This window comes from Thalassolituus sp. UBA675 (assembly GCF_002297765.1).
Lineage (GTDB): Bacteria > Pseudomonadota > Gammaproteobacteria > Pseudomonadales > Oceanobacteraceae > Thalassolituus.
On record NZ_DBNJ01000009.1, the window covers coordinates 275,135 to 293,244 of the forward strand.

General features: G+C 52.8%; 15 protein-coding genes. 9 read left to right on the forward strand and 6 right to left on the reverse strand.

Annotated elements, in window-relative coordinates:
• Window positions 1–77: 77 nt before the first annotated feature.
• Window positions 78–992: a lysylphosphatidylglycerol synthase transmembrane domain-containing protein gene (locus tag B3007_RS05050; RefSeq protein ID WP_301376761.1), complete on the reverse strand. Its 915-nt coding sequence runs from the start codon at window positions 990–992 to the stop codon at window positions 78–80.
• Window positions 993–1,173: 181 nt separating this feature from the next.
• Here B3007_RS05050 and waaC point away from each other — a divergent pair, with 181 nt between their 5' ends.
• On the forward strand, window positions 1,174–2,196 hold the full coding sequence (gene waaC / locus B3007_RS05055; protein ID WP_301376762.1) for a lipopolysaccharide heptosyltransferase I: 1,023 nt from the start codon (window positions 1,174–1,176) through the stop codon (window positions 2,194–2,196).
• A gap of 40 nt (window positions 2,197–2,236) precedes the next feature.
• On the opposite strand, the gene B3007_RS05060 is transcribed toward waaC, so the two are convergent.
• A complete protein-coding gene (locus tag B3007_RS05060; RefSeq protein ID WP_301376763.1) occupies window positions 2,237–3,313 on the reverse strand; it encodes an AraC family transcriptional regulator in 1,077 nt (358 codons plus the stop codon).
• Window positions 3,314–3,522: 209 nt separating this feature from the next.
• Here B3007_RS05060 and B3007_RS05065 point away from each other — a divergent pair, with 209 nt between their 5' ends.
• Window positions 3,523–5,160, forward strand: coding sequence for a glycerol-3-phosphate dehydrogenase/oxidase (locus B3007_RS05065; RefSeq protein WP_301376764.1), 1,638 nt, complete (start codon window positions 3,523–3,525; stop codon window positions 5,158–5,160).
• Here B3007_RS05065 and B3007_RS05070 read toward each other — a convergent pair.
• Complete coding sequence (locus tag B3007_RS05070) at window positions 5,140–6,357, reverse strand: EAL and HDOD domain-containing protein (protein ID WP_301376765.1); 1,218 nt, start codon at window positions 6,355–6,357, stop codon at window positions 5,140–5,142. The two genes, B3007_RS05065 and B3007_RS05070, sit on opposite strands and share 21 nt — an antisense overlap.
• A gap of 154 nt (window positions 6,358–6,511) precedes the next feature.
• Between B3007_RS05070 and B3007_RS05075 the strand changes: the two genes are divergently transcribed.
• Window positions 6,512–7,459 carry a chemotaxis protein CheV gene (locus tag B3007_RS05075; RefSeq protein ID WP_297533276.1) on the forward strand — a complete coding sequence of 316 codons (948 nt, stop codon included), beginning with the start codon at window positions 6,512–6,514 and terminating at the stop codon, window positions 7,457–7,459.
• Window positions 7,460–7,516: 57 nt separating this feature from the next.
• The gene (locus tag B3007_RS05080; protein ID WP_301376766.1) at window positions 7,517–8,311 is read left to right on the forward strand and encodes an MOSC domain-containing protein; all 795 of its coding nucleotides are present in this window, start codon (window positions 7,517–7,519) and stop codon (window positions 8,309–8,311) included.
• Here B3007_RS05080 and B3007_RS05085 read toward each other — a convergent pair.
• The 3 genes from B3007_RS05085 to gltA all read right to left on the reverse strand — a co-directional run bounded on the left by B3007_RS05085 (window position 8,303) and on the right by gltA (window position 11,211).
• Complete coding sequence (locus B3007_RS05085) at window positions 8,303–8,878, reverse strand: hypothetical protein (RefSeq protein WP_068441696.1); 576 nt, start codon at window positions 8,876–8,878, stop codon at window positions 8,303–8,305. The genes B3007_RS05080 and B3007_RS05085 overlap by 9 nt on opposite strands.
• A gap of 115 nt (window positions 8,879–8,993) precedes the next feature.
• Window positions 8,994–9,860, reverse strand: coding sequence for an NAD(P)-dependent oxidoreductase (locus tag B3007_RS05090; RefSeq protein WP_297533278.1), 867 nt, complete (start codon window positions 9,858–9,860; stop codon window positions 8,994–8,996).
• 73 nt (window positions 9,861–9,933) lie between these two features.
• Window positions 9,934–11,211: a citrate synthase gene (gene gltA / locus B3007_RS05095; protein ID WP_068441699.1), complete on the reverse strand. Its 1,278-nt coding sequence runs from the start codon at window positions 11,209–11,211 to the stop codon at window positions 9,934–9,936.
• 565 nt (window positions 11,212–11,776) lie between these two features.
• Here gltA and sdhC point away from each other — a divergent pair.
• The 5 genes from sdhC to B3007_RS05120 all read left to right on the forward strand — a co-directional run bounded on the left by sdhC (window position 11,777) and on the right by B3007_RS05120 (window position 18,105).
• Window positions 11,777–12,151: a succinate dehydrogenase, cytochrome b556 subunit gene (sdhC, locus tag B3007_RS05100; protein ID WP_068441702.1), complete on the forward strand. Its 375-nt coding sequence runs from the start codon at window positions 11,777–11,779 to the stop codon at window positions 12,149–12,151.
• Entirely contained in the window at window positions 12,145–12,495 is a 351-nt protein-coding gene (gene sdhD, locus B3007_RS05105) for a succinate dehydrogenase, hydrophobic membrane anchor protein (protein WP_068441705.1), read from the forward strand. Before sdhC ends, sdhD begins: the two co-directional genes overlap by 7 nt.
• A gap of 3 nt (window positions 12,496–12,498) precedes the next feature.
• Window positions 12,499–14,274, forward strand: coding sequence for a succinate dehydrogenase flavoprotein subunit (gene sdhA / locus B3007_RS05110; protein WP_068441708.1), 1,776 nt, complete (start codon window positions 12,499–12,501; stop codon window positions 14,272–14,274).
• Window positions 14,275–14,289: 15 nt separating this feature from the next.
• Entirely contained in the window at window positions 14,290–15,000 is a 711-nt protein-coding gene (locus tag B3007_RS05115) for a succinate dehydrogenase iron-sulfur subunit (RefSeq protein ID WP_068441712.1), read from the forward strand.
• A 267-nt stretch (window positions 15,001–15,267) separates the two neighbouring features.
• Entirely contained in the window at window positions 15,268–18,105 is a 2,838-nt protein-coding gene (locus tag B3007_RS05120; protein WP_076514763.1) for a 2-oxoglutarate dehydrogenase E1 component, read from the forward strand.
• Window positions 18,106–18,110: the final 5 nt, after the last annotated feature.

Genomic DNA, 18,110 nt, shown 5'->3' on the forward strand with positions numbered 1-18,110 from the left:
TCTTTAGAAAGTCGTGCGCGATGATACCGGAAACTCGTACCCGGTAAAATAACCGCGTCCCTCAGAATTCCGGGACTTCAGTGCTTAATAACCGAACGCTGAGTTGCAAGGGTTAGTATTCCAGTGAGGATAAATGTACTGCCGAGCACGAACAGGTGCAGGTTTACCGCTGCTGCGAGAGCTGGGCCGCTCTCAATCCCCCAGGGCAGGAGGCCAGCCAGTACGCCAGCTTCGTAGGTGCCGGCGCCTGCTAATCCGTGGATGGGCAATACCGAGCTGAGCTCGCCTGTCGTCGCACCACTCCAGCTGGCACTGAGCGTGAGGCCAGTGAAGGCACTGAGTAGCCAACTGAACACGGCGAGTTTTACCACCCAGTTGATGATGGTCCAGAGCAGGGCGCGGATAAAGGTAAAGGGGTTGTCCGGCAGTGCCGTCATCAGTTCAAGCGCTTTGACCTTCCAGCCCTGGCCTGACTGAAGATGCTTGCGGACAGTCTCCTGTAAAATCAGCGCGAGCAGAGGGGCCGCGAGTACCGCGCCTGCCAGCGCGTAGCGGACTTCTGATCCCCAGGGCATCAGGCTTTGCAGGCTGATAAACGCCAGAGCCAGCAAAACATATAGGTCGAGCAGTCTTAGCCAGAGCAGAGCAGGACCGGAATGACGGTAAGGAACCTGATACTGCTGTTTCATTAATAGCGGGAAGGTTGCCTCACCGCTGCGCATCGGCAGGAGATTATTAAAGAAGTTATGCAGGACGGTGATTCTTAACAGTGGGGCAAACTGTCCTTTCGTGTAACTGCCGAAGAAATCGTAGAAACGCAGCGCACGCAGCAGGTAGCTCACGAGCATCAATGACAGTGCGATGCCCAGTTGGCGTGGTTCAATTGCTTGCCAGCTCTCAGCGATCCTGGCCCAGCCATAGTGTGCCTCTACCAGCCAGACCAGACCAAAGAGTAGGGCCGTACCCAGCCAGAATTTCCACGAAGTCAGCACGAGAAGAAGTGTCCTGTAATGAAGCTGGCGCGTATTCTCTATGTTGAGCACCATCGTGGCAATACCGCTTAAAAACCACGTCTGCTATTCGCACCTGTTGTGGATTGCACCATTCCGCTACAATTTGGCGATCATAGCGCCTGAAGGGTCAGGCTGACTGCTCGTTGTTGGAGAAATTCAGTTGAAAGTTCTGTTGGTAAAAACATCGTCTCTTGGAGATGTCTTTCATACGCTTCCTGCGGTGCAGGATGCGTTCCGGCAGGTGCCCGATATTGAATTTCATTGGGTGGTTGAAGAAGGTTTCAGCGAAGTGCCTGAGTGGCACCCTGCGGTCACGCGCGTTATTCCTGTAGCGTGGCGGCGCTGGCGTAAGTCGTTAAAAGATCCGGCCGTACGCGCAGAGATGAAGGCCTTCTACCGCTCCATCCGCGAGGAAAAATACGATCTGGTACTGGATGCTCAGGGGTTGATCAAAAGTGCTGTGTATACTCGTCTGGCGCGCGGAACTAAAGCTGGCCTTGACCGGGCGAGTCTGAGAGAACCTTTGGCAGCGCTAGCCTATAAACGTCGCATTCGTGTGCCTAAGGGCCAGCACGCGATTCTCCGAACGCGTCAGTTGTTCGCCCGCGCACTGAATTATCGTCTGCCGGAGCAGCTGGCATACGGCATTGATAAGTCACGGTGGGAACGCCCGGATATCGAAGGTGAGTATTGGGTATTTCTGCATGGAACAACATGGGTAACAAAGCTCTGGCCAGAAGTCTACTGGCGTTCGCTGGCTGAGCTTGGTGTAGCTCAGGGAAAGAAAGTGGTTTTGCTCTGGGGCAATGACGAGGAGCGTGAACGGGCTGAACGCATTGTTGATGGGATTGAGGGGGCCCAGGTCCTCCCTCGTATGCCGTTGAACGAAGTCAGTGCCTGGCTTGCTTATGCCGAAGGCGTCGTGGGTGTGGATTCTGGTTTGTCTCATCTGGCTGCGGCAATGGAGACCGGTATGATTGCTATCTTCGGATCAACTGACGCTACCCTGACCGGCGTGCTTGGGCCGCATTGTGAAATCATTAAGAGTGAGCTGAAATGTGCTCCGTGTCGTTCCAAGCAATGCTTGTTGAACGAGCCCGGAGACATCCAGCCGCCATGCTATCGGGAAATTACCCCTGAGCGCGTGAAAGATCAGTTACTGATACAAATAAGCGAGGCCTGAACAGGCCTCGCTTTTGTTCATCAGTTGTCCCTATCTGCCATCAGGCGCTACGCACGTGACGCGCTGACTGCTCCATCGATGAGTTCAGCTCGCGACGACGGAATTCACCCGGCGAGATGCCTGTCCAGGTTTTGAAACGGCGTTGAAATGAACGTGGTTCAGTGAAGCCAAGTCGTAACGCGATGTCGGACACTGACCATTCCTTTGTTGTCAGCCATTCCTGAGAGAGTTCGAGTCGGAGTTCGTCGAGGATCTGCTGATAAGAAGATTCAGCCTCCAGAAGACGTCGCTGCAGAGTTCGTTCAGACATGCCCAGCTGGCTGGCGACGCGTTCCCGGCGAGGGATCGTCCGTTCCATCATATTCTGCAGTGTAGAGCGAACCTGAATCACAACAGGGTCACACTGTTGCAGCTCCTGGTGTTGCTTCTCTGCCTGCTCCTGCAGCGTTTTAAGCAGTGTTGGATCGGGGTGGCGAATCGGCAGGTCCATCAGTGATGCGTCAAACTCCATTACGTTTACTCCTGAATCAAAGATCAGTTCACAGCGGAAGTACTCTTGATAGCGTTCAAGTGTCTCCGCCGGTGGGGCTTTGTGTTCGAAATAGATTCTTATCGGTGCGATATCGTCCCGGCCGGTCACCCAGCGCGCATACTCCACGGTGGTGGCCAAATATTCATCAATCAGATGAGGGCGGACCAGTGTGTCGCGGCAATAGCAGTTCCAGCGCACTGAAACAATGTGCTCACCTTCGGCGAGATCGGTTGTGCCGAGATTGCCAATCAGTGCCTCGTAGCGGGGAACCAGCCGGAAAGCTTCTCCTCCGCTCTGGCAGTTCATGATCAGATAGCCGACAAGACCAAATGCGCCGGGCGCGACGTATCGGGCACTTTTGAAACCAAACTCCGGATCGGCTGCCTTAGTGATCATCCAGCGCATCATGGCTTCGAAATCACATGCCTCTACTCTGGCCAGGCGATTGTCCAGCACTCCGTGATTAACAGAGCATGCGTTGAGTACATCGGTAGGCGCTATACCGTAGTCCTGCGCAGTGCGCAGAAACAAACGAACGAACGCCGACGACACTGTGCCGGGGACATAATTATTATTCTTGTTCATAAGTTCTTCCATGTATCTGGAACATTCTGTGTCAGAACCGCACCTAAGGGTAGATCAGCAGAAACATAGGATGATCGTTATACTGATTTAACGCTTCGTATGCGGCAAGCACATGTGTGTTACAGAATGTTAGTGCTCGGTTATATAGTCTCCGGCCCTTTCATTCCTGAGGTGAGATGGCGCAGAATGCACAAAAAAGGGGGAGGTCTATGTCCATAACTGATTGGAAATCTGGTGGAAGAGAGCAGAGCTGGCGAGCGCTGACGGAGAATACACACTGGGATATTGTTATTGCTGGTGGTGGTGTCACCGGCGCAGGCGTGGCCAGAGAGGCCGCCCGGCGGGGGCTGCGTGTGTTACTCGTTGACCGTCAGGACTTTTCTTGGGGGACCTCCAGCCGCTCTTCCAAAATGGTTCACGGTGGACTTCGTTACATCGCTCAGGGAGATGTCCGGACGACGCTGCATTCGGTTAAAGAGCGCGAGCGTCTGATGCAGGAGGCTCCGGGGCTGGTGGACCTGATGCCTTACATGATGCCGCATTACGAAGGCCGTTTTCCGGGTCGCTTTGCGTTCGGCATGTTGCTGAAGGTTTATGATCTGTTGGCAAGGCGCAAGTATCACACTTTCCATGGGGCCGATGCCGTCCGTGAGCGCTATCCTTTCCTTAATCCGGATGGACTCACCGGTGCATCGGAATTTGCAGACGCCGTCACGGACGATAGCCGCCTGGTGATGCGTATTCTCCACGAGGCCCGGCGTGACGGTGCGGAAGTGCTGAATTATGTCGCCGTTGATCGTACTGAGCAGAATGCAGATAGCGTGACCATTTCGCTACGGGATACAGTGGGCGGCGCCAGTTGCAAGGTCACCGCCTCAGTGCTTGTGAATGCGACGGGGGTCTGGGTCAACGAACTGCGCGAACAGCTGGGCCAGAGTGCCAATGTGCGACCGGCGAGGGGGAGTCACATTGTGATTCCGGCAGAGCGCCTGCCGGTGGATGTTTCCTTTACCATCCTTCATCCTCAGGATCAGCGTCCCATCTTTGTGTATCCATGGGAGGGCCGTACGGTGATCGGCACTACCGATCTCGATCACCCAAAACCCGATAATGGCGAAGTGGGCATTACCCGTCGCGAGATGGACTACCTGCTTGCCCTGGCATCGTTCCAGTTTCCTGAGGCTGCAATTCAGGAGCAGGATGTTATCTCCAGCTGGGCAGGAGTTCGCCCTCTGGTGGCCAGCGGCGCCAAGAACAGTTCAAAAGAGAGTCGTGACCATACCGTCTGGAAAGATGGGCGTGTGGTGTCCGTTAGTGGGGGTAAGCTGACGACTTTCCGCTTGATTGCGCTTGATGTTCTTAAAGAGGCTCGCGAAGAGCTGCCAGGGTACGAAGTCGATAAGAAAGCGCCGGTTTTCAGTATTACCGATCCAGGCATTGCTTCTCTCGCAAGCGAACAGATGGCGCATCGGCTGGCTGGGTTCTATGGCCGCGATGCGGCTGAGATCATTGGCGCTGCGAAAGCACACGGTGGCGCGGAGGATCTGGAGCCTATCCCAGGGACTCATACTTGCTGGGCCGAGCTTCGCTGGCAGGCCGCGAGTGAGGCCGTTGTGCATCTGGATGATCTGCTGCTCAGGCGCAGCCGTCTTGGACTCTTGCTCAAAAATGGAGGGCTTGATCTGTTGCCTGATCTGAAAGAAAGGCTGCAGCCAATCCTTGGCTGGTCTGATGAACATTGGGCCGCCGAAGTCGAGCGCTATCGTCGCCTGTGGTCGCAATTCTATTCGTTGCCATCCGCACAGTCTGAGCAGGCTGCAAAGACTTCAGAGGCCGAGATCGCCTGATTGCTGTGACACCGTAAGGATTGCTTGCTCAATGCTTGCTTCCAGCTCGCTGGGCGTGACTTCAAGTGACGCCCAGTCGATCGTGTCGGCGGCTCCTTTTTCCCACTGCATCAATGCTTTCAGATGTTGACCGTATACCCCCGCGTTTTCGGTAATTGCCTGGGTGAGCTCTTTTGGCAGATTTACGCGGGCGCAGACTTCATCGATGGGCATATCCAGCATGGCATCAAGAAGGGAAAAGAGCCCCAGAGTGAACGCGGTATCCGGCTCCATTGTGTCTGTTCCGGCTGACAGGCTCTGCATCAGGTAACCACGAAACAGGGCCTGTTGTTGAAGCACTGCCGGTTTGTCGGAGAGCTTGCCCAGGGCGAGTAGATTCGCCCAATTACGTATTCGGCTGAGCCCGAGTGCGGTTGCTGCTCTCTGTAGAGTGGTGATGGGGGCTCCGTGATTCACTTGCGGTGAGTTCGCCATTTGCAGCAACCGATAGCTTAACTGAGGGTCGCGGCGCACGGTGTCGACGATATCGTCGAAATCGGCTTCTTCCTGATTTAATGCGCCTAGCAACTGCATGACCGCAAGGTGAGAGTCAGGTGTTCGTCGCCCGAACAGAATCACAGGCTTTGAGAAAAAATAGCCTTGAAATAAGTCGTAACCTGCAGCCTTGCAGTGCTCGAATTCTTCGTGGGTTTCTACCTTTTCCGCCAGCCAGAGTAAGCCTTCACGGTGAAACTTTTTGCGAACCGCTCCAGCATTATCAGGAGAGCCAAGCGCGGGGAGGTCAACCTTGACGATATCTGCGTACTTGAGCCAGGTAGCCTGTGCCTCATCACCTGTGAAATCGTCGACAGCGATACGGAAGCCCTGCTGCTTAAGCCGGGTAACCGCGTTGATGTTCTTATCTGTCGCCGGGATATGTTCCAGCAATTCAATGACCATCTCGTCGGGCGATAGCGGTAGATCAATGCTGAGAAAGTCTGCCGTGAAATTAACAAACGCAGGGCGGCCGCCGGTCACCAGTGCCATGCCAATTTCGTGGAGCGCGCCAATGACAACTTCGGTAGTGGCACTGTTACCGTGTGCATCCTGCCAGGCTTCTGATGCGTCAGGGATGGGGCGACATAGCAATTCGTAGGCATATATCGCTTTGTTGCTGTCCAGAATGGGCTGTCGTGCCAGTAATGGGCGGTCTTGCATATGTGATCCTGACTGTCTGGTTGAGTTTTTTCGAAATCTGTCGCACCGGAGCGTACGTTTGTCCGGCAATTAAAATGAGTGTAGCTGGTATTTTGTTCTGCGTTTTGGTGATGCTTGACTACACTTTTCTGAGTAACGATGTCCGGAGTAGATTATGAGCAACGTACTCAGCAGTGTTGACGCCCGAACCCAGCTCGTTGGGCAGAACAGGCTGGAACTACTGCTGTTCCATTTGGGTGGCCAGCAATACTTTGCAATCAATGTGTTTAAGGTGCAGGAGGTTATGCGCCTGCCTGAACTAACCAAGATTCCGGACAGTCACCCCTGTATCCGCGGCGTCTGTCATGTCAGGGGGCAAACCGTGCCTGTTGTTGACCTCAGGGCGGCCGTGAAGATGGGCCCGATGATAGGGGATACCAGCAACTGCAATATCATCGTCACTGAGTACAACATGACGATTCAGGCGTTTCTCGTTGGTGGTGTGGATCGTATTGTGAATATGAACTGGAATGAAATTCTGCCGCCTCCGGGTGGTGCGGGTCGGCAACACTACCTGACGGCGATTACCCGGATTGACGAGCGCATCGTTGAGATTATCGACGTAGAAAAGGTCCTGGCTGAGATCAGTCCTTATGAGCTTGAGCTCACAGAGGATGCCTATGATCGTGAGTTGCTTGAACAGGTGCACGGCAAAGATATTCTGATTGTCGATGATTCTAACGTCGCGTTGGAGCAGATGAAAAACGTGATCGCGCCGATGGGGCTGAATATTGTTCAGGCGCGTAACGGCCTGGAAGCGTATCAGACTCTGATGCACTGGAAACAGGAGGGGAGGGATATCCGCGACCGGCTGCTGATGATCATTACAGACGCTGAGATGCCGGAAATGGATGGTTATATGTTGACTACCGAAATCCGGCAAGACCCTGAGTTGAAAGATACCTTTGTGATACTGCATACGTCACTGTCGGGCAACTTCAACAAAGCCATGGTTGAGAAGGTTGGTTGCGATGGATTCCTGTCGAAATTCAAACCGCACAGTCTGGCTGAGGAAGTGCAGAAACTGATCCGTATGAAAGTCGAGCAATCCGCGGCAGGCTGACGGCATATACCCCGCCTGATCTGATGTATAAACTAGGGGGCTCTCTGAGGAGCTCTTATGAAAATATCCCGCCTGTTTATCTATCCGGTTAAGTCCTGCTCTGGTATCGAAGTGGAGTCATTAAGTTTCGATCAGAATGGACCGGTCGGCGATCGCAGATTCGTCATTGCCTCACCCAGCGGTGACTTTATTACTCAGAGAGAAGTGCCAGCGATGGCGTACATTCAACCTAGGTTTGAGGCGGATAAACTCGTACTTGGATACCCGGAACGAGGGGAGATGCAGGTATCAACGACGTCGTCAGCGGAGCCACAACGTGTCCGTATCTGGAGTGATGAAGTGACTGGCGTTAATTGTGGCGATGACGTCGCAGTCTGGTTGTCGGACATTCTGGAGCAGCCTGCGCGTTTGTTTATGCTTCCGGACAATAACCCCCGTAGGGCGGATAACAAATACGCCCCGGACGATACGGCAGTAGGTTACGCGGATGGATTTCCGCTCCTTGTGGTTACTCAGGAAAGCCTTGATGCGTTGACTGAGGCAGCACAGGTACCTGTCGATGTGCGTCGTTTCAGGCCTAATATTGTCATTGAAGGCGCTGATATCGCATTTGCAGAGCGTGATTGGACGAGGTTAACGACGAATCTGGGCGAGGTTCTGCCATTGGTGAAGCCTTGTGAGCGTTGTGTTATTCCAACACGTGATCCCGACACGCTTGAGCGCAGCCCTGAAGTCATGAGTGCACTAAAAGAATGGTGCCGGATTGAGGGCCGGATAATATTCGGTCAGAACGCAATATTCACCGGGAAGCGCCTCGGGGTAGGTGAGGCGCTTTACGCGGAATCAGAATAATTCGATGTCGTCATCAGTACCGAAGGAGTCGTCCATCGGTTTGTTAAAATGGTGGTGGTAGATTTCGAGCGCTTCAGCGATTGAACGTCCCGCAAGGATGTGCTCGAACATAATACGTTCGGCTTCCATGGTGTAGTTCGCTTTAATCTCGCTCTGTAGCTGAACCCATTCTTTTTCAATATACCGGCCCTTGGGATCACTGATCAGGTGGCCCATCTTCTCGAGACTCTCACCTACGTGTTCCATGCGCTGGGACAAGCGATCGTAAAACTGAAAAGCGACAACGGCTTTGCCTACTTCTGCGTGGATGATTTCAGCGGCGTTTTTAATTTCTTGAGGAGCGTTCGGGTCTACCTTTGCAAAGTGGTCGAGTAGCAGACGCGACTTGCTGGCGATTGAGGTAAAGCTGTGCGTCAGAGTATCTACCGAATCATTACCTTCTTTCATTGAGGTATCGATCTGCGCGACGGCCAGTGCCAGCAAGGTCAGGGTTTCGCCTATCTGGCTCCAGTTCAGCTGATCGTCCGGGACGGAGCGGCTGAGAGAATGTCGTTCAAGTTGCGCCATGGAGTTCGCATCCGGAAAAGGTTTGAACTTAGCTTAGTACAAGTACGCACCGGAGCCAGTCATAACAGTGTAAGTCATGCAATAGTCAGGTTCTGTGTCCTTCTGGCTCTTGCTTTTATTCGCGCTTCTGTAGTCGTAAAAGCAGGGATGACGTGTCTTTATGGCCGTTGCCATCCGATTCGAGTTGTTGGTAATAGCTATCCACAATCTCGGTGATGGGCAGAGAAACGCCTTCAGCTCTGGCTTCGTGGAGGCAGATTTGCAGGTCCTTGTGCATTAGCGAGACAGCAAATCCGTGGTCGTAGTCGCCGTCTATCATGGTTTGGTGGCGGTTGATCAGTTGCCAGCTACTGGCGGCGCCTTGCCCGACAAGCTCCATGACCTTCTTTGGATCAAGGCCGCTTTCCTGAGCGAAGTGGATCCCTTCGGCCAGAGACTGAATCAGTCCGGCGACACAGATCTGATTGACCATCTTGGTCTTCTGGCCACAGCCCGGATCGCCCATGTGCGCAATGGCTTTGGTGTATGGTGCTGTGAGATCTACCAGTCGCTCGTAGGCGTTGGAATCACATCCCGCCATAAGTGATAACTGACCATTCTGAGCACCTTGCTGACCGCCTGATACGGGAACATCACAGAAATATACGCCATTCTCTGAGGCTTCGGCGGCCATCCGTTCGGCCAGGCCTGCACTCGTGGTGCTGTGATCGACGATCAGTGCACCCGGCTTGAGTTGATTTATTATACCGTTATCTATCAGCCACTCTTCGACGTCTTCATCCCGGCTCACGCAGAGTATGACAGCGTCCGTCTGCACGGGGAGGGTAGAGGGCGTTGCTAATGCCTGCCCCTGGTTGCTGGCGAGCCACTGGGCAACCTTGGCAGGGCTGCGGTTTGCTACGGTCAGGGAGTGGCCTGCGCTGGCGAGGTGCGCAGCCATGGGGGCGCCCATATTGCCAAGGCCGATAAAGAGAATATTCACGGGGTATCCTTATGTGCAGTTTTTCGAGGCGAAAAAAAAAGCCGCTGGTCAGCGGCTTTTCTTATCCCTGGCGTTAGCCTGGGTAGTCACGCTTAGCGTAACCAGTGTACAGCTGACGCGGGCGACCGATACGGTAGTTGCCGCTGATCATTTCGTTCCAGTGTGCAATCCAGCCCGGAGTACGGCCAGTTGCAAAGATCACAGTGAACATCTCAGTCGGGATGCCGATGGCTTTCAGGATGATACCCGAGTAGAAGTCAACGTTAGGATACAGACCACGTTTAATGAAGTACTCGTCTTCAGTCGCAATCTTCTCCAGCTTCATCGCGATCTTCAGCAGTGGATCATCTTCCATACCGAGCTCAGCCAGAACTTCGTCACAGGTCTGCTTCATGACTTTAGCGCGTGGGTCGAAGTTCTTGTAAACGCGGTGACCGAAGCCCATCAGACGGAATGGATCTTCTTTGTCTTTCGCTTTTGCAACGAACTTGTCGATGTTTGACTCGTCGCCGATCTCATTCAGCATGTTCAGAACGGCTTCGTTTGCACCACCGTGGGCGGGGCCCCAGAGTGCAGCGATACCAGACGCAATACATGCGAACGGGTTGGCGCCAGTAGAGCCAGCCAGGCGTACGGTTGAGGTCGATGCATTCTGTTCGTGGTCAGCGTGCAACAGGAAGATACGGTCCATTGCTTTTGCCAGAACCGGACTTACTTTCTTCTCTTCACATGGCGTGTTGAACATCATGTGCAGGAAGTTTTCTGCGTAGCTCAGGTCGTTGCGCGGGTACATGAACGGCTGGCCGATACTGTACTTGTAAACCATTGCAGCGAGTGTCGGCATTTTCGCGATCAGACGGTGTGCAGATACCATGCGGGAATGCTCGTCATGGATATCCAGTGAGTCGTGATAGAACGCAGAGAGTGCACCAACAACACCACACATAACAGCCATCGGGTGAGCATCACGTCGGAAGCCGTTGAAGAAATGGCTCAGCTGCTCATGAACCATAGTGTGGTTCTTAATGGTGCTGACGAATGTTTCTTTTTGCTCTGCATCAGGCAGCTCGCCGTGCAGCAGCAGGTAGCAGGTTTCCAGGTAGTCTGACTTCTCAGCCAGTTGATCAATTGGGTAACCGCGGTGAAGCAGTACGCCAGCTGCGCCGTCGATGTATGTAATCGCAGATTCGGTTGCTGCGGTTGATACAAAGCCAGGGTCGTATGTAAACAGGCCTTTGCCAGTCAGACTGCGAACGTCGACGACATCAGGTCCTACGGTGCCTTCGTATACCGGCAGTTCTAATGTTTCTTCTACGCCATCGACTTTCAGTGTTGCTTTCTTGTCAGCCATGAAATGAGGCCTCCTGCTATCTGATTAATACCCCAGAGAACATTGTAAGTTCTCCAACTCTCCCGGTCGCTGTGCTTTTTACAGCTGCGAAATTCAGCCTGGTCAGCCAGAATTTCAGCACAGGAGAGAACACTTTTTAAGGTGTTACCCCCAAACAAAGGGGCACAACTATAGATTGTGGAGCTGGTTTGTCAATTGTCGCCAGGGCAATGATAAGTTTCTGGTTCGAGTCAAGTATAGATGGTTCAGATTGTTAACCCGGAGCCTGCGACTAATGTCTGACGTTGGAGCCGGGATTTGCTGGTGCTGCGGTTACTGCTCGCATCATCAGGGATACCTCAACCAGTCAACAGTGTAGATATACGGGGTGAAATTGCCGAATGCTCTGTCATAAGGCTGTCATGCCATTTGTAAAACACGGTTACGCTGCTTATAATTTGTCGCGGCGACAAACTTGTGCAAGACTTGTACAGGGGGATCGTCAACCTTCGTGAGCCTGTGCCCGGGGCCAGTCTGAGTGATTTCGGACAGGAGTTTCGGGCCCATATAAGAGTGTAATAGAGCCGTGAATAGCAATAGACCTAAAAATCTGGATCTGACTACTATTGAGCTCCCACTTCCTGCCAAGGCGTCCATCCTGCACCGTATCTCTGGCTTTGCTCTGTTTTTTGCAGTGGCCTTCATGCTCCGTGCACTTGGAGCTTCGCTGGAGTCTGAGCAATCTTTCAATGAGCTGAAAGAAGTAATGAATGGTGGCCTGGCCAAGTTCATCACCTGGGGCATTCTGTCTGCTTTGGGTTATCACTTTGTGGCGGGTGTAAAACACCTGTTGATGGACATGGGAATTGGTGAAACCAAAGAAAGCGGTCGTACCGGCGCAATCATTACTTTGATTGCCGGTGTCGTAGTGATCGTTCTGGCGGGAGTCTGGGTATGGTAAACAGTGTTACAAACTTTGGCCGTAGTGGCCTTTACGATTGGGTGATTCAGCGTCTGTCAGCTGTCATTCTTGCTATTTACACTCTGTTCCTGTTTGGATTCGTAGTCGCTACTCCGGACCTGACTTTTGCTGAGTGGCACGGTCTTTTTTCTCAGGTGTGGATGAAAGTATTCAGCCTGGCAGCACTGATCTCTATCTGTGCTCACGCCTGGGTTGGTATGTGGACAATTTCCACTGACTACATCACCGGGTCGACGTCTCTTCGTTTTATTTTCCAGCTGGTAATGGCAGGTTTCCTGTTCACGTACCTGGTCTGGGGCATCGATATTCTCTGGAGCGTGTAAGTCATGAGCAGCAAAATCAGAACTATGTCGTTTGACGCCATCGTAATCGGTGGTGGTGGTGCGGGCATGCGCGCTGCACTGCAGCTGACTGAGTCAGGCATCAAAACCGCGTGTGTTACTAAAGTATTCCCAACCCGTTCGCACACTGTATCTGCCCAGGGCGGTATTACTTGTGCGATCGCGTCTGCTGATCCAAACGATGATTGGCGTTGGCACATGTACGATACCGTTAAAGGTTCCGACTACATCGGTGACCAGGACGCTATCGAATACATGTGTTCCGTAGGCCCTCAGGCGGTATTCGAGCTTGAGCACATGGGTCTGCCTTTCTCCCGTACTGAAGAAGGCCGTATTTATCAGCGCCCATTCGGTGGTCAGTCGAAAGGTCCTAACGATCCTACTCAGGCAGCCCGTACCTGTGCAGCTGCTGACCGTACAGGTCACGCGCTTCTGCACGCCCTGTACCAAGGCAACCTGAAAGGCGGTACTACCTTCCTGAATGAATGGTATGCCGTTGATCTGGTTAAAAATGCTAACGGTCAGGTAGCGGGCGTTATCGCTATCGATATCGAATCTGGCGAAACTGTTTACATCAAAGCTAAGGCAACTGTACTGGCGACTGGTGGTGCGGGTCGTATCTATCAGTCCACGACTAACGCTCTGATCAACACTGGTGACGGTGTTGGTATGGCGGTTCGTGCTGGCGTTCCTATGCAAGACATGGAAATGTGGCAGTTCCACCCAACAGGTATTGCGGGTGCTGGTACTCTGGTGACTGAAGGTTGTCGTGGTGAAGGTGGTTACCTCATCAATAAAGACGGCGAGCGTTTCATGGAACGTTATGCACCTAACGCGAAAGACCTTGCAGGTCGTGACGTTGTTGCACGCTCCATGGTTATGGAAATTCTTGAAGGTCGCGGTTGTGGTGAAGATGGCGACCACGTGTTCCTGAAACTGGATCACCTGGGCGAAGAAACCCTGAACGCTAAGCTTCCGGGTATTCTTGAGCTGTCTCGCACATTTGCGCACGCTGACCCTGTTAAAGAACCAATCCCTGTTGTTCCAACCTGTCACTATATGATGGGTGGTGTTCCGACAAACATCGGTGGTCAGGCACTGACCGTTGATGCGGACGGTAACGACGTGGTAGTAGAAGGTCTCTACGCTGCTGGCGAGATCGCTTGTGTATCTGTACACGGTGCGAACCGCCTTGGTGGTAACTCACTTCTTGACCTGGTTGTATTTGGTCGTGCGGTGGGTCTGCAGGTTGAGCAGAACTTTAAAGATGGTTTCGACTTTGTTGATCCAACAGAAGAAGACATTGAGCGTGCAATGGCTCGCCTGAATCGTCTGAATACTCAGACTTCTGGTGACAGCGTTGCTGCTGTTCGTGCTGATCTTCAGAAAACCATGCAGCTGTACTTCGGGGTATTCCGCGAAGGTCCAAGCATGGAGAAAGGTCTGGAGATGCTCAAAGAAATCGGTGAGCGTGTTAAGAACACGGTTCTCGACGACAAGAGCAATGCATTCAATACCGCGCGTATTGAAGCTCTGGAACTGGATAACCTTTACGAAACTGCGTATGCAACCGCGGTTGCTGCGATTGAGCGTAAAGAGTCACGTGGTGCCCACGCCCGTAACGACTTCACCGAGCGTGATGACGAAAACTGGCTGTGTCACTCACTGTACTTCCCGGAAACCAAGACGATCGGCAAGCGTGCGGTGAACTTCGCGCCTAAGACCGTTGAGGCCTTCCCACCTAAAGTCCGTACCTATTAAGAGGGGAGTGTTGATATGTTAGTTAGTGTTTATCGTTACAACCCTGAGAAGGATGAAGCCCCATACATGCAGGATTACGAAATTACCATTCCTGGTGGTAAAGACGTAATGGTGCTGGATGTGCTGCACCTGGTTAAGGAACAGGACGTTTCTGTTGCTTACCGCCGCTCATGCCGTGAAGGTGTGTGTGGTTCTGATGGTATGAACATCAATGGTAAGAATGGTCTGGCGTGTATTACTCCGATTTCTGAAGCGACCAAAGGCAAAATGGACAAGTTGGTTCTGCGCCCGCTGCCAGGCATGCCTGTAATCCGCGACCTGGTTATCGACATGTCGCTGTTCTATCAGCAGTATGAGAAGATCAAGCCGTACCTGCATAACGATACTCCGGCGCCAGCTATCGAGCGTCTGCAGTCGCCAGAAGAGCGTGCGAAGCTCGATGGTCTGTATGAGTGTATCCTGTGTGCATGTTGTTCAACGTCTTGTCCCTCATTCTGGTGGAACCCAGACAAGTTCGTTGGCCCGGCAGGTCTTCTTCAGGCTTATCGTTTCCTGGCAGACAGCCGCGATACGTCAACTGAAGAGCGATTGGCAGGTTTGAGCGATCCGTTCTCTGTATTCCGTTGCCGCGGAATCATGAACTGTGTCAATGTGTGCCCGAAGGGTCTGAACCCAACACGCGCCATTGGACACATCCGTAACATGCTGCTGTCACAGCAGGTGTAACGGTACCACTTCCGACCGGTGGTATGAGACGTAAGTCGGGTTGGACATACAACCCGCTTACGTCGACAATTTTATTCGCAATGGAACCCAAAAAGTCCCATTGTTGACTAAGCTAGTTTACAGTTGAGGGAACCGGGCATCCCGGTGCTACCTCAGAGGCCTTGCGATCTATCCGATCGACCCTCTACTTCGCCTTGTGCTAGAGTCGGTGCATGCATCTCTGTGGTGGCATTCCCTTGTTCAGAAATTGACACAGGGTGGTCATACATGCACGAACTGACAATGGAGCAACTATGGAGCACTTCGCAGCTAGCGGGTGGTAATGTTGCTTACATCGAGGAGTTGTTCGAAACCTATCTCCGCGATCCAAACGAAGTGCCCGAAGAGTGGCGCAACTATTTCGACAAACTCCCTCGCGTTGACGAAAACAGCACCGTCGACACCCCGCATAAGCCCATCCGGGATCAATTTCTACTCATTTCAAAGAATCAGCGTCGCGCTAAGCCTATGATGTCCGCGCCAGTGAGCAGCGAACACGAGCGCAAGCAGATGAAAGTACTGCAGCTGATCAATGCGTATCGCGGCCGTGGTCACCAGCACGCTAAGCTTGATCCTCTGGCGTTGATGACTCGCGAGACTGTTCCTGATCTTGATCTGCATTTTCATGGCCTGACCCGCTCTGACCTCGATACAGTGTTCCAGACTGGAAACCTGTTTGTCGGTCAGGATCAGGCGACACTGAAAGAAATCATTGATGCGTTAGAAACCACTTATTGCGGAACGGTGGGTGCTGAATACATGCACATCGTCAATACCGCAGAGCAGCGCTGGTTCCAGCAACGTCTTGAAAGCGTCCGCTCTCACCCGAAATACGGTGAAGAAATCAAAATGCACCTGCTGGAGCGTCTGACGGCTGCAGAAGGCCTGGAAAAATACCTGGGCTCTCGTTATCCGGGTGTTAAGCGTTTCGGCCTGGAAGGTGGTGAGTCTCTTATCCCGTTAATGGATGAGCTGATTCAGCGCAGCGGTACGTACGGTGCAAAAGAGATCGTGATCGGTATGGCCCACCGTGGCCGACTGAATACCCTGATTAATACACTGGGTAAGAAAACCTCAGATCTTTTCGATGAGTTTGATGGTAAAGCAGAATACGAATCTCACGGCGACGTGAAGTATCACCAGGGCTTCTCCTCGAACGTGATGACACCGGGCGGTGAAGTTCACCTGGCGCTGGCATTCAACCCATCTCACCTTGAGATTGTTTCTCCAGTGGTTGAGGGTTCGGTGCGTGCGCGTCAGGATCGTCGTAGTGATCCTGTGGGTGAAAAGGTTGTTCCTGTCAGTATTCACGGTGACTCAGCATTCGCGGGGCAGGGTGTTGTTATGGAGACATTCCAGATGTCTCAGACACGCGCTTACAAAACCGGCGGTACTGTTCACATCGTCATTAACAACCAGGTCGGTTTTACGACTTCTAAGCGTGAAGATACCCGCTCAACGGAATACTGCACTGACGTTGCAAAAATGGTTGAGGCGCCGATTTTGCACGTGAATGGCGATGACCCTGAAGCGGTGCTTTTTGTTACTCAGCTGGCCGTTGATTATCGTAACGAGTTCCGTAAAGACGTGGTGATTGACCTTGTTTGCTATCGCCGTCGCGGACACAACGAAGCCGACGAGCCATCCGGTACTCAGCCGCTGATGTACTCGAAAATTAAGAGCCACCCGACAACCCGTACACTTTACGCGAAGCGTCTGGTTGAAGAGGGCGTCCTGACTGAAGACACCAGTAAGCAGCTCGAAGAAGAGTATCGACTGGCTCTGGATAATGGTCTTCACGTGGTTAAGTCCTTGGTTAAGGAGCCGAACAAAGAATTGTTCGTCGACTGGAGTCCGTACCTCGGCCATGAGTGGACGACCAAAGGCGATACTAAGTTTGATATGAAGCAGCTGCAGGAACTCGCGCATCAGCTTCAGGAACCGCCAGAAGGCTTTGCAGTTCAGCGTCAGGTCGGCAAGATTCTTGAGGACCGTCGTAAGATGGCTGCAGGCGCTCTGCCAATCAACTGGGGTTTCGCAGAAACCATGGCGTACGCCACTCTGATTAAACAGGGCTACGGAATCCGCCTTACGGGGCAGGACGTAGGTCGCGGTACGTTCTCTCACCGTCACGCCGTGCTGCATAACCAGAAAGATGCGAGCACTCATGTGCCGCTTCAGCATATCGAAGAAGGTCAGCCGAAGTTTGATATCTACGACTCGCTTCTCTCTGAAGAAGCCGTACTGGCATTTGAATACGGCTATGCAACCACGACACCAGGGACTCTGGTTATCTGGGAAGCGCAGTTTGGTGACTTTGCCAACGGTGCCCAGGTGGTATTCGACCAGTTTATTTCGTCAGGTGAACACAAGTGGGGCCGTCTGTGTGGTCTGACTATGCTGCTGCCACACGGCTACGAAGGCCAGGGGCCAGAGCACTCGTCTGCGCGTCTTGAACGTTATTTGCAGCTTTGTGCAGAACACAATGTTCAGATCTGTGTGCCTTCAACACCGGCGCAGGTTTACCATATGCTACGTCGTCAGATGATTCGCCCACTGCGTAAGCCAATGGTTGTGATGTCGCCCAAGTCGTTACTGCGCCATAAATTGGCGACCAGTACGCTTGAAGAGCTGGCTGAAGGCCGCTTCCGTACTTGTCTCGACGAAATTGATGATATTAATCCGAAAAAAGTCCGCAGAATTTTGCTCTGTTCCGGTAAGGTCTACTACGATTTACTTGAACGCCGCCGCGCGGAAGAGATCGACGATATTGCGATCATTCGGATTGAGCAGATTTATCCGTTTCCTCATAACTTCCTCGGTAAGATTCTGGAGCCATACAAAGGCGCCAAGGACATTTACTGGGTGCAGGAGGAACCGATGAACATGGGCGCCTGGTACAGCAGCCAGCACCATATGCGCAAAGTCGCGCATGACCTGAATCCAAAGTGGCATCTTGAGTACGCAGGGCGTGATCACTCTGCGTCTCCAGCTGCTGGTTACATGGCGCTCCATCTGGAGCAACAGGAAAAATTAATCCGTGACGCTCTGGATCTCCAGGGCTGACGTAT